Source organism: Phreatobacter aquiterrae (assembly GCF_053471285.1).
The window spans coordinates 24952-36758 of sequence record NZ_JBJPHW010000005.1 but is presented as its reverse complement, the minus strand read 5'-3'; the positions used below and the strand labels follow the sequence as shown (position 1 = coordinate 36758).

The following is an 11807-nucleotide window of genomic DNA, read 5'->3' as shown; positions in this document are numbered from 1 at the left end:
TGGCAACAGAGCTATCGCCGCCTGCGAAAACGTCGCGACCACGCATAGATCAGAAGCAGGGTCAGGCCGAGGCTCGACACCGACAGCGAGATCATGACCGGCACGTAGCCGAACTGGCCGATCGCCAGGCTCGCCGGCAGGGCGATGACCGTCATGGCGGCGAAGAAGGTGGCGTTGAACACGGCCATGGGAGTGGCGCGCTGCTCGGGCGGGGTGCCGTCGCAGATCCAGGCCGACAGCACCGGAAAGCCGATGGAATGGCCGAGGCCGAAGACCAGACCGGCCACGGCGACGCCGGTGACCGTCTGGGCGAGGGCCACGAGAACCAGCCCGGCCGCGAGAAGCACGGCGCCCCCCGCCACCACGAGGCGGCGGTCGATGTTTTCGATCAGGGCGAGGCCGCCGAAGCGGACCGCGAAGATCGAGATGGTGAAGGCGGTGAAGAAGGTGCCGACGACGATGCCGCGCTCCACCAGGAAGGGCGCCGCATAGGCGCTGATGAAACCGAACATGTAGCCGTAGACGATGGCGGCGGTGAGTGGCAGCCAGATGCGCGGGGTCGCGATGAGACCGAAAATGCCGCCGACCGGACCCTCGGCCTTCTCCGCCGGGCGGATGGTCCACAACAGCGGCAGACCGATGAGGGCCGGCACGGTGCCTGCCAGGAAGTAACCGTGGGCGCCGAAGGCGTGGTAGAGGAACTCGGCGACGATGGGGCCGAAGGCATAGGGCAGCGGCGCCATCGCCGAGAGCAGGCCGAAGAGGCGGACGAAGCGTTCACGCGTCAGCCGCGTCGTGCCATAGGTCATGACCGGCGCGTGGAACAGTGCGAAGCCAGTGCCTTGGACGAGGCGCGAGGCGAGCGAACCGAGGACGCTCTCATGGGTGAAGTAGAGGCTGAGGAAGCCCAGCGCCGTCAGCACGGCGCCGATGCGCACGGTCTGCAGAAGCCCTATGCGGTTGGCGAGCGGGCCGGAGAACAGACTCATCAGCACCAGCGGGATGCCATAGACGGCGATCAGCAGGCCGATGTCGCGATGGGCGAACCCCGCCTGCTCCCAGACGACGGCGAGCAGCACGGACTGCTGGTTGGTCATGGCGGTCAGGAAGATGATCGCCGCCAGGCGGACGAATTCAGAGCGGGCGGTACTGTCGACGAATCCGCGCGGGGGCCCGGCGGCCGGCGCGCCGGTCACGCCTTCTTCCCCCATCGCCCGGCATCGTCCTGCTGCCAGTAGGTGCAGTCATGCCCAGCCGAGCGTGCCGTCTTCCAGTGTGCGCGCGCCTGATCGAGAGCATCGGGATCGTTGCCGTCGAAGAGCAGCACGATCCGCTCGTAGGTCTCCATGTCGGCAGGCAGCGGGGCGCCGTCGACGAGGAAGCGGACCGATCCACCGTTGGCGCGCCCGGAGCCGGAGGTGATCAGGACCGGCTGCAGCGCGGCATCGGCATCGCGGTCCGTGCCGTGCGGCAGGAAACTCGCATCGTCAAAGGTCCACAGGAACGCGTCGAGGGCCTCGACCCGCTCGGGAGAGGTCGCCTCGACGACGACTTTCCAGCCGCGTTCCACCGATTTTTCGAGCAGCACCGGCAAGACCCTTTCGAGCGGCTGGTTCTGCAAATGGTAGAACAGGATGTCGGTCACGAGTTCCGTCGTTTTTGCATGGCTCTGCGGGGATCAGCGCTCGTAGCCGTCCGCCACCAGCCTGTCGAGGAGCCTCACGCCCCAGCCCGCGCCCCAGGAGCGGTTGAGGTCGCCGTTGGTCGAGTTCATCGCCGTGCCGGCGACATCGAGGTGGGCCCACGGCGTATCGCCGACGAAGCGCTGCAGGAACTGCGCCGCCGTGATCGCGCCGGCATAGCGCCCGCCGGCGTTCTTCATGTCGGCGAACTGGCTGTCCATCAGCTTGTCGTATTCGGGGGTCAGCGGCATGCGCCAGACCTTCTCGCCGGTGGCGAGACCCGCTTCGGAGAGCCCATTCGCGAGATCGTCGTTGTTGGAGAAGAGGCCGGCATGTTCCTGGCCGAGGGCCACCATGATGGCACCGGTGAGGGTCGCCAGATTGACCATGGCCTTCGGCTTGAAGCGGTCCTTGGCATACCAGAGGATGTCCGCGAGCACGAGGCGGCCCTCGGCGTCGGTGTTGATCATCTCGATGGTCTGGCCCGACATGGAGGTGAGGATGTCGCCGGGGCGATAGGCGTTGCCGTCGGGCATGTTCTCGACCAGGCCGATGATGCCTACCACGTTGACGCGCGCCTTGCGGGCGGCCAGCGCATGCATGGCGCCGACGACGGCGGCGGCGCCGCCCATGTCGCCCTTCATGTCCTGCATGCCCTCGCCGGGCTTCAGCGAAATGCCGCCGGAATCGAAGGAGACGCCCTTGCCGACGAGGCAGACCGGCGCCTCGCCGTCCTTGCCGCCGTCCCAGCGCATGACGACGACCTGGCTGTCGCGGGCCGAGCCCTGGCCGACGGCCAGCAGCGCGCCCATGCCAAGCTTCTTCATCTCCTTCTCGCCAAGAATCTCGACGTCGACCCCGAGCCGCGACAGCACCGCCGCCCGCCTGGCGAACTCGACCGGGAACAGCACGTTCGGCGGTTCATTGACGAGATCGCGGGCGAGATCGACGCCGTCGGCGATGGCCTCGCGCGCCTTGAAGGCCTTGCGGGCCGCCTTCTCGTCGGCGACGAGCAGCGTCACGGAGCGCTTCTTCGGCCCCTCCTCGCCGTCCTTCTTCTTCGTCTTGTAGCGATCGAAGGCATAGAAGCGCAGGCGCAGGCCGAGCGCGACGTCAGCGGCCTGCTCGGCCGAGAGCGGCCCCGCCGCCGTCTCGAGGATCACCGCGGCATCGGTCGCGGCATCCGGCAGGCGGGAGCAGATGGCGCCGCCAAGCTTGATGACGTCGAGTTCCTTCCAGTCGGCGGGCTTGCCGACGCCGGCCACCAGGATGCGCGACGCCGCCACCTTCTCCGGCGCCAGAATGTCGAGAAAGGCGCCCGACTTGCCCTTGAAGCCGTCCTCGCCGGCCGCGCGCTCGAACAGGCCCTTGGCGGGCGCGAGCAGGGCGGCCGCCGTCTTCGGCAGGGCAAGGTCGGTGCCGACCAGAGCGACAACGAGGCCGGTGGCGTTCGACGAGAGCGGGGCGAAGCTGATCTTGAGGCTGTCGGGCATGGGGCAAACTTGCTTCGGGAGAGAATCGGGCACAAGGCCCTGACGGATCACACTAACGCGACGTTGTGGCCCGGGGGAGACGCCTCTGCGGGATTCGGCATTGCGGAGCGCGGCCACCTTGCCGCCGCCACGATCCGCTTCTAACCCTTGGCCCCTGACACAAGCGCGGGTTGGCGGACCCTGCACCAGCATGAGCCGGGAATGGGATCCCTCGAACGCTACATCTTCCGGCAGGCCGCGCTCGCCTTCGTGGCGGGGCTTTTCGTTCTGACACTGGTGGTGTGGATCACGCAGGTCCTGCGGCAGCTCGACCTCGTGACCAACAGCGGCCAGACCATCGCGCTGTTCTTCCTGATGACGAGCCTCGGCATCCCGGTGCTCGTCGCGCTGATCGCGCCGATCGCCCTGTTCATCGCCATCGTGCAGACCCTGAACAAGCTGAACGGCGATTCCGAGCTCATCGTCATGTCGGCGGCGGGCGTGTCGCCGGCCCGGCTCGCCCGCCCCCTCATGATCCTCACCGTCCTCGTGATGGCGATGGTCGGGACGCTGTCGCTGTGGCTGACGCCATCCTCGATCCGGCATTTCCGCCTGCTCCTGACCCAGGTCCAGGCCAATCTGCTGACGGCCATCGTGCGGCCCGGCCAGTTCACGCAGGCCGACCGCGGCCTCACCTTCCATATCCGCGACCGCGCGCCCGGGGGCGTGCTGCTCGGCATCGTGGTCTCGGATGTCCGCGATGCACAGGTCCACATGACCTATGTCGCCGAGCGCGGCGTCATCACCGAGCAACCGCAGGGCACCTTCTTCGTGCTGGAAAACGGCAATCTGCAGCGTCGCGAGACGAAGGAAGGCACGACCTCCATCGTCGTCTTCGACCGCTACGCCTTCGACCTGTCGCAACTCACCCAGTCTGCGGAAACGATTTATAGACCATCCGAGCGCTACACCTCGGAGCTCATGAACCCCGACCCCGCCGATCCCATGCTGGAGCGGTGGCGTGGGCGGTTCCGTCAGGAGCTGCACGACCGTTTCGCCGCGCCGCTCTACCCACTGGCCATGATGTGTATTGCGTTCGCCATGCTGGGACAGGCCCGTACGACGCGGCAAAGCCGCGGTGCCGCGGTCGCAGGTGCGATCGGGCTGATGGCTGCCGTCAGGGGCGGCGGCTTCGCCGTATCCGGCCTCGTGGCCGCTCGCCCGGCGGCGGTGCCGCTCGTCTATCTCCTGCCGCTCGCCACCATCGGCGTCTTCGGCGCCATCTCACTCGGCCTCCTGAAACTGCGTGCGCCGGCGGCGCTGACACGGCTGTCCAACGACCTGACCGAACGCCTGACCCGCCTCATCGCGGCCCGCAGCTCGGCGGGAGGCAAGGCCTGATGGTGTCGACCTTCTCCCGCTACATGACGCGGAAATTCCTCGCCGCGGTCGGAGGCACTTTCCTCGGCACGTTCGGGCTGGTTCTCATCGTCGATTTCGTCGAGCAGCTCCGGCGCGTCGAGGATGCGAGCCGCGCTCCGGCCCATCTCGTCGCCCTCCTGACGCTCTACCGCGTCCCCGCCTTCATCGAGATCGTGCTGCCCTTCGCGGTGCTGGTCGGCGCGATGCTCTGCTTCCTCGGCCTGTCACGGAAGCTGGAGCTGGTGGTGGCGCGTGCGGCGGGGCTCTCGGCCTGGCAGTTCCTCGCCCCGGCGGTGATCGTCGCCCTGCTGCTCGGCGTGTTCGCGGCTACCATCTACAACCCCGTTGCGTCAGACTTCCGCGAGCGGAGCTACCGGCTGGAGTCGGCGTTGTTCGGACGGGCGCTCTACTCCGAAGCCCGGACCAATTTCTGGCTGCGGCAGGCCACCCCGACGGGTCAGGCGGTCATCAACGCCGCGTCAGCCACCGATCGCGGCCAGCGCCTCACCGGCATCAGCGTACTGGTCTATGGGACGGACGGCCAGTTCAAGGAACGCATCGACGCCGAGACCGCTGAACTCGGCAATGGCCACTGGCTCCTCCACCAGGCGCGCGTGACGCCGGTCGGCAGCGAGCCGGTGAAGCACGAGACCTATCGCCTGACGACCGAGCTGACGGCCGAGCAGGTGCGGCAGAGCTTCGTCATGCCCGAACAGGTGTCGTTCTGGGAGCTTCCGCAGTTCATCGAGCTGGCGCGCAAGTCTGGCCTGCCGGCCGCCCGTTTCGAGCTGCAGTACCAGCTTTTGCTGGCGAGACCCCTGCTTCTGGTGGCGATGGTGCTGGTCGCCGCCGCGGCGACGCTGCGCTTCGCCCGCCTCGGCGGCCTGGGCAAGACGATTCTGGGTGGCGTGGTCGCCGGATTTTTGCTTTACGTGGGGTCCGAACTCGCCGGCAATCTGGGACGCTCGAATCTCGTGCCCCCGGTCCTTGCCGCGTGGTCGCCTGCATTTATCGGTGCGTTGATGGGTTTTATGGTTCTATTGAAGCAGGAGGACGGCTGATGCTTCGCGCAGCAAGCCGCCTGACGGCTTCTCCGGCCCGAATCGCCCGCTCTGCCCTGACCGCGACCGCCAGCCTGCTGGCCCTGGTCGTCGCGTCGGGCGGACTTGCGCCCGCGCGCGCCCAGTCGCCGAACGACCCGGCGGAGCAGCGGCTCTACATCGCCGATCCCACGCAGATCCAGAACCAGCCGGCCGCCCGCAGCCCGGCCAGCGTCACGTCGCCCCTGCCGAGCGCCGGACCGACCTTCTCGTCAACCCCCCGCGGCACGCCGATGCAGGTGAATGCCGGCCAACTCGTGTATGATGAGCGAACCAGCCGCGTGTCGGCGCGCGGCAACGTCCAGATCTACTATGACGGCCGCACCATCGAGGCCGATGTCGTCACCTACGACCGGCAGTCGAACCGCGTCAGGGCGACCGGCAACGTCCGCGTGACGGAGCCCTCCGGCACCATCGCCCACGCGCAGGACCTGGAATTCGACCAGCAGTTCACCAACGGCTTCATCCGCTCGCTGAACATCGAGACGACGGACCGGCGCTTCATCGGCGCCGCCAGTGTCACGCGCGAGAACGCCGACACCACCATCTTCGAGCGGGCCGCCTACACGGCCTGCGATTCCTGCCGCGCCGACCAGACCAAGCCGCCGACCTGGGTGATCAAGTCGAAGCGCATCATCCACCGCGAATCCGAGCGCACCATCTATTTCGAGGATTCACGTTTCGAGATGTTCGGCCTGCCGATCGCCTACATCCCCCGCATGTGGGCGCCCGATCCGACCGTGCGGAAGGCATCGGGCCTGCTCATGCCGGGGATCGCCGGCTCCAACCGCACCGGCATCGGCATCGAGGTTCCCTATTTCTGGAACATCCAGCCGAATTACGACCTGCTGATCGCGCCGCGGTACTATCTGCGGCAGGGCTTCATGCCGATCGTCGAGTGGCGGCACGGGTTCGAGAGCGGCTACTACACGATCCGCGCGGCCGGCATCCGCCAGAACGACCCCTCGGTCTTCTTCTACTCCGACGGCACCCCGGAGGTCGGCAACCGCGAGTTCCGCGGCATCCTGCACACGACCGGCCAGTTCCGCATCAACGAGCGCTGGTCGGTGGGCTGGGATCTCAATCTCATGTCCGACACGGCCTTCCTGCGTGACTATTCGCTGTCGCTGCCGGGGCAGACAGAGGCCAATTCCCGCCTGTTCCTGCGGGGACAGGGCCCGCGCAGCTGGTTCGACCTGTCGACGACACGCTATGTCGGCATCACGGCGACGGATACCAACAACAAGATCCTGCCGACCACCCACCCCGTGCTCGACTATTTCAGGGTCCTGGACCAGTCGGTGGCCGGCGGCGAGTTCTCCTGGCGCACCAGCGTCGTCAGCCTCACGCGCGAATCCGCCGATCTGTCCAAGCGCAACCAGTTGGATGGCGTCGTCGTTTGTGACCGGACGAACCCTGGTACTGTATTGCCCTCGAACTGCCTGGTGAACGGCATTGACGGCATGTACTCCCGCGCCTCGGCCGAGGTTGCCTGGCGTCGGCGGGTCATCGACTCGATGGGCCAGGTCTGGGAGCCCTTCGCCTCGCTGCGCGGCGACGTGACCTACTACCGCCTGAAGGACAATGCCGCCGTTCTCGGCTCCTTCGACCGCCTTGCCCAGGACAATCGCACGCAGACCCGCGTCATGCCGGTCGTCGGCATGACCTATCGCTATCCGTGGATCGCTGCGAACGCCTATGGCACCACCACCGTCGAGCCGATCGTGCAGTTCATCGCCCGGCCGAACGAGACGAACATCGGCCATATCCCGAACGAGGATGCGCAGAGCCTCGTCTTCGACGACACCAACCTGTTCCAGGTCAACAAGTTCTCCGGCTGGGACCGCGTCGAGGGCGGCGGCCGGCTCAATTTCGGCCTGAACCTGACCCACCGCTTCAACAACGGCTCGTCGTTCAACGTGCTGTTCGGACAGTCGCGACATCTGTTCGGCGTCAACTCGTTCTCGGACGGCGCGCTCTACGATGCTTCCAGCACGGGCGCCAATTCGGGCCTCGACAAGCCGCGGTCGGACTATGTGGCCCGCTTCCAGTACCAACTCGACCGGAGCTTCCGCTTCTCGGCGCGCGGCCGCTTCGACGAGGGCTCCTTCGCCCTGCAGCGCGGCGAGGTCGACGCGACCGGTCGCTTCGGCAACCTGGCGGTGACCGGCACCTTCGGCTATCTCGCCGCGCAGCCAGTTCTCGGATACCAGGTGCCGCGCAGCGCGATCGGCGCCGGCGTCTCCTACACGATGGCGAAGAACTGGACGGTCTATGGCGCGGCGCGCTTCGCGTTCCAGCGGCAGAACCTTCTGGCAAACAACGTCAATCTTCTGCCGCTCGAAGAGCGCAACAAGGTGGAGAGCCTGCTCGTCGGCGTGAACTATCTCGACGACGCCATGCAGCTCGGCTTCTACTATTCGCGCGATTTTGCGGCCGAGGTCGTGACTCTAAATTCGGCGACGACGACCCGCGACGTCCACCGCTTCATGTTCCGGTTCAACCTGCGCACCATCGGCGAACTGACCCTCTCCCAGAACGTCTCGAACTGGTTCAATCCGCCCTCTCAATGAGCCCCCTGCCCTGATTGCGCCACCCTCGTGCGCGAGGGAGCAGGCTTGGCATTCCAACAGTCCCAAGGAGGCGCCACCATGGTTCCCGTGCGACCCTTGTCCGTCGCTGCCCTTCTCGTCGCCCTCATCGGCGGCCTTGCCGCGCCGACCGCCGCCCGCGCCCAGGAAGGCCGGGTAATCGCCAGCGTCGCGGGCGTTCCGATCACCAGCTTCGACATTCCGCAGCGCCAGCGTCTCCTGCAATTGCGCGAGGGGCGGCCGCATTCGGCCGAGCAGGCCCTGCAGGACCTGATCAACGACCGCATCAAGTTCGCCGAGGCGCGCCGCTTCCGCGTCGAGGCCAACGATCAGCAGGTGGCCGCCGCCTATGCCCAGGTGGCCCAGCGCTCGGGCATCGACCCGCGCGGCTTCGACCAGGTGCTGCGCGCACAGGGCATCGAGCCGCGGGTCTACCGGGGCAAGCTGCGCGCCGACCTGTCATGGTCGAACCTCATCGGCGCGCGCTATGGCCGCACCATCTTCATTACCGACACGCAGCTCGTCGACGCGCTGGCGCGCCGGCAGGGCGCAACGCGCCCGTCCAACTATGTGCTGCGCCCCATCGTGCTGCTTGTGCCTGCGACGGCGCCGGCCGCCCAGGTTCAGCGCCGCATGGCGGAGGCCAATGCCCTGCGCGGACGCTTTTCCAGCTGCGCCACCGATCTCGAACAGGTGAGCCGCATTCCGGACGCCGCCATCCGCGAGCAGTTCCGCCGTCTGAGCACAGACCTCAGCCCGGCCTTCCAGCAGGTGCTCAACCAGACCGCCGTCGGCAAGCTGACGCCGCCGAGCCGCACCCAGCAGGGCATCGAGATGATCGCCATCTGCTCCAAGGAAGAGGCCAGCACCAGCGACACCGCGGCCCGCAACCAGGTGCGGGAGGAGATGACAACGGCCGAAATGAAGCGCATCTCCGAGACCTATCTCGCCCGGCTGCGCCAGACCGCGTCGATCACCTACAGCGACGGCCGCGCCGCTCCCCGGCGCTGAGCGGCGCGCCATGCACCTCCCCGTCGCCATCTCCATGGGGGAACCGGCCGGCATCGGGCCGGACGTCGCCCTCATGGCCTGGCGGGACAGGCGCGAGAACGCACTGCCGCCCTTCTACGTCATCGGCGATGCGGCTCTGATGGAGCTGCGGGCGGCGCGGCTCGGCATCGGCGTGCCCGTCGTCCCCTGCCTGCCGGAAGAGACGAACGAGACCTTCCCCTACGGCCTGCCGGTGCTCGACATCGGCGACGGAATCGCGGACCGGCCGGGCGAGCCGACCCCGGAGACCAGCCTCGTCGTCATCGAGGCGATCCGCGCCGGCGTCGATCACATCCGCTCGGGCCGGGCGCGGGCGCTCGTCACGGCGCCGATCTCCAAGGCCGTGCTGGCGGCAGCCGGCTTCCAGCATCCCGGCCACACTGAATTCCTCGGCGAGCTGGCGCGGCCGTTCCGCGTCGGCCCTGTCCGCCCCGTCATGATGATCTGGAGCGAGACGCTCGCCGTCGTGCCCGTGACCATCCACATTCCGATTTCGGAAGTGCCCGCGCGGCTGACCACGAGCCTCATCGTCGATACCGGGGCCGTGGTGGCCCATGACCTCGCAACGAAGTTCGGCATTGAGAGGCCGCGCCTCGCCGTCTGCGGCCTCAACCCGCATGCGGGGGAGAACGGGCTGATCGGCCTCGAGGACCAGGAGGTTGTCGCTCCGGCCATCGCCGAGCTGAACCGCATCGGCATCGCCGCCACCGGACCCCATCCCGCCGATACGCTGTTCCACCCCGAGGCGCGGACGACCTACGATGTCGTGCTCGGCATGTATCACGATCAGGTGCTGGCGCCGATCAAGACCATCGCCTTCGACGAGGGCGTCAACGTCACGCTGGGGCTGCCGTTCATCCGCACCTCGCCGGATCACGGCACGGCCTATTCCCTCGCCGGCACCGGCAAGGCGCGCCCGACCAGCATGATCCATTCCATTGCCCTCGCAGGGCGGCTGTCGCAGAAGAAGCCCGCTTGACCGCTATCGACACCCTGCCGCCGCTGCGCGAGGTCATCGCCCGCCACGGGCTGATGGCGAAGAAGGCCCTCGGCCAGAACTTCCTGCTCGACCTCAACCTGACGAGCCGCATCGCCCGCGCCTCGGGGCCGCTGGAGGGCGCGACCGTCGTGGAGGTCGGTCCCGGCCCCGGCGGGCTGACGCGGGCGCTGCTGGCCGGAGGCGCGGCACGGGTCATCGCCATCGAGCGCGACGCCCGCTGCCTGCCGGCTCTGGCCGAGGTCGCGGCGGCCTATCCCGGCCGGCTGGAGGTCATCGAGGCCGATGCCCTCAAGGTCGACATGGCCGCGCTGACGGCGGGTGCGCCGGCGCGCATCGTCGCGAACCTGCCCTACAACATCGGCACGAACCTCCTCACCGGCTGGCTGACGGGCGAGGCCTGGCCGCCCTGGTACCAGTCGCTGACACTGATGTTCCAGAAGGAGGTGGCGCAGCGCATCGTCGCCGCGCCGGGCAGCGATCCCTACGGCCGGCTCGGCGTGCTCTGCGGCTGGCGGACGGAGGCCAGGATCATGTTCGATGTGGCCCCCTCGGCCTTCGTGCCGCCGCCGAAGATCACCTCCTCCGTCGTGCATCTGGTGCCGCGGGCAGAGCCCCTGCCCTGCGCCGTGAAGATGCTGGAGCGGGTGACGCTGGCGGCCTTCGGCCAGCGCCGCAAGATGATCCGCCAGAGCCTGAAGGGGCTCGTCAGCGATCCCATGCCGCTGATCGAGGCGGCGGGACTCGACCCGACCGAGCGGGCGGAGAATCTGACCATCGAGGACTTCTGCCGGCTGGCGCGGCTGGCGGCGGGATGATCAGGTCGGCAGGCTGCCGGCCGCGAGGATGCCGTCGAGGTCGCGGCCAAGTTCCGCGATCAGCGCCTCGATCTTCGGACGCCGACGCTGCTTCAGCCGTTCGGCGTGGAGAATGGCGCGCAGCTCCGCGAAGGCGCGGCCGAGATCCTCGTTGACCAGGATGTAGTCGAAATCGGCCCAGTGGCCGATCTCGTCGCGCGCCGTCTTCAGCCGCTTGAGAATGGCGGCCTCGTCGTCGCTCGCCCGCCGCTTCAGTCGGGCAATCTGTTCGGCGACCGAGGGCGGCAGCAGAAACACCGTCGCCATGTCCTCACGCACCATTTCCGCGAGTTGGCGTACGCCGGCGACGTCGATGTCGAAGAGGACGTCCTTGCCCGCGGACAGCGCATCCTCCACGGCCCGGCGCGGGGTACCGTAGCAGTTGCCGTGGACCTCGGCCCACTCCAGCAGGTCGCCGGCCTCGCGCAGGCGCTCGAAGGCGGGGCGGTCGATGAAATGGTAGTGGACGCCGTCGATCTCGTCCTTCCGCCGGGCGCGGGTCGTCACCGACACCGAGAGCGCGATGTCGGTCTCCTCCTGCAGGAGCTGGCGTGTCAGCGTCGACTTTCCCGCCCCGGAGGGCGAGGTGAGGATCAGCATGAGGCCGCGGCGGGCGGTGACGGGGTCGGCCATGGC

At 68.0% G+C, this 11807-nt stretch carries 10 protein-coding genes; 6 read left to right on the top strand and 4 right to left on the bottom strand.

Going from position 1 to position 11807, the window contains the following annotated elements; translation table 11 throughout:
- Window positions 1–11: 11 nt before the first annotated feature.
- The 3 genes from ACJ4V0_RS09165 to ACJ4V0_RS09155 are packed head-to-tail and all read right to left on the bottom strand — an operon-like array spanning window position 12 to window position 3175.
- Window positions 12–1196 carry an MFS transporter gene (locus ACJ4V0_RS09165; RefSeq protein WP_448299275.1) on the bottom strand — a complete coding sequence of 395 codons (1185 nt, stop codon included), beginning with the start codon at window positions 1194–1196 and terminating at the stop codon, window positions 12–14.
- The gene (locus ACJ4V0_RS09160; protein ID WP_448299274.1) at window positions 1193–1645 is read right to left on the bottom strand and encodes a DNA polymerase III subunit chi; all 453 of its coding nucleotides are present in this window, start codon (window positions 1643–1645) and stop codon (window positions 1193–1195) included. Before ACJ4V0_RS09160 ends, ACJ4V0_RS09165 begins: the two co-directional genes overlap by 4 nt.
- A 33-nt stretch (window positions 1646–1678) precedes the next feature.
- Window positions 1679–3175: a leucyl aminopeptidase gene (locus tag ACJ4V0_RS09155; RefSeq protein ID WP_448299273.1), complete on the bottom strand. Its 1497-nt coding sequence runs from the start codon at window positions 3173–3175 to the stop codon at window positions 1679–1681.
- Between the two features lie 201 nt (window positions 3176–3376).
- Here ACJ4V0_RS09155 and lptF point away from each other — a divergent pair, with 201 nt between their 5' ends.
- The 6 genes from lptF to rsmA all read left to right on the top strand — a co-directional run bounded on the left by lptF (window position 3377) and on the right by rsmA (window position 11132).
- Window positions 3377–4555, top strand: a complete 1179-nt coding sequence (gene lptF, locus ACJ4V0_RS09150) for an LPS export ABC transporter permease LptF (RefSeq protein ID WP_448299272.1) — start codon at window positions 3377–3379, stop codon at window positions 4553–4555.
- Window positions 4555–5637: an LPS export ABC transporter permease LptG gene (gene lptG / locus ACJ4V0_RS09145; protein WP_448299271.1), complete on the top strand. Its 1083-nt coding sequence runs from the start codon at window positions 4555–4557 to the stop codon at window positions 5635–5637. The genes lptF and lptG overlap by 1 nt, the downstream gene beginning before the upstream one ends.
- Window positions 5637–8249 carry an LPS-assembly protein LptD gene (lptD, locus tag ACJ4V0_RS09140; RefSeq protein ID WP_448299270.1) on the top strand — a complete coding sequence of 871 codons (2613 nt, stop codon included), beginning with the start codon at window positions 5637–5639 and terminating at the stop codon, window positions 8247–8249. Before lptG ends, lptD begins: the two co-directional genes overlap by 1 nt.
- Window positions 8250–8327: 78 nt before the next feature.
- Window positions 8328–9278, top strand: coding sequence for a peptidylprolyl isomerase (locus ACJ4V0_RS09135; protein WP_448299269.1), 951 nt, complete (start codon window positions 8328–8330; stop codon window positions 9276–9278).
- A 10-nt stretch (window positions 9279–9288) separates the two neighbouring features.
- On the top strand, window positions 9289–10296 hold the full coding sequence (gene pdxA, locus ACJ4V0_RS09130; protein ID WP_448299268.1) for a 4-hydroxythreonine-4-phosphate dehydrogenase PdxA: 1008 nt from the start codon (window positions 9289–9291) through the stop codon (window positions 10294–10296).
- Entirely contained in the window at window positions 10293–11132 is an 840-nt protein-coding gene (gene rsmA, locus ACJ4V0_RS09125; RefSeq protein WP_448299267.1) for a 16S rRNA (adenine(1518)-N(6)/adenine(1519)-N(6))-dimethyltransferase RsmA, read from the top strand. The genes pdxA and rsmA overlap by 4 nt, the downstream gene beginning before the upstream one ends.
- Here rsmA and gmk read toward each other — a convergent pair whose 3' ends face one another.
- Window positions 11133–11804: a guanylate kinase gene (gene gmk, locus ACJ4V0_RS09120; RefSeq protein WP_448299266.1), complete on the bottom strand. Its 672-nt coding sequence runs from the start codon at window positions 11802–11804 to the stop codon at window positions 11133–11135.
- Window positions 11805–11807 lie beyond the last annotated feature (3 nt).

Coding starts and splice junctions, on each gene's coding strand:
- lptD (WP_448299270.1), top strand. CDS start 5,637: ATGCTTCGCGCAGCAAGCCGCCTGACGGCTTCTCCGGCCCGAATCGCC.
- pdxA (WP_448299268.1), top strand. CDS start 9,289: ATGCACCTCCCCGTCGCCATCTCCATGGGGGAACCGGCCGGCATCGGG.
- ACJ4V0_RS09155 (WP_448299273.1), bottom strand. CDS start 3,175: ATGCCCGACAGCCTCAAGATCAGCTTCGCCCCGCTCTCGTCGAACGCC.
- gmk (WP_448299266.1), bottom strand. CDS start 11,804: ATGGCCGACCCCGTCACCGCCCGCCGCGGCCTCATGCTGATCCTCACC.
- lptG (WP_448299271.1), top strand. CDS start 4,555: ATGGTGTCGACCTTCTCCCGCTACATGACGCGGAAATTCCTCGCCGCG.
- ACJ4V0_RS09135 (WP_448299269.1), top strand. CDS start 8,328: ATGGTTCCCGTGCGACCCTTGTCCGTCGCTGCCCTTCTCGTCGCCCTC.
- lptF (WP_448299272.1), top strand. CDS start 3,377: ATGGGATCCCTCGAACGCTACATCTTCCGGCAGGCCGCGCTCGCCTTC.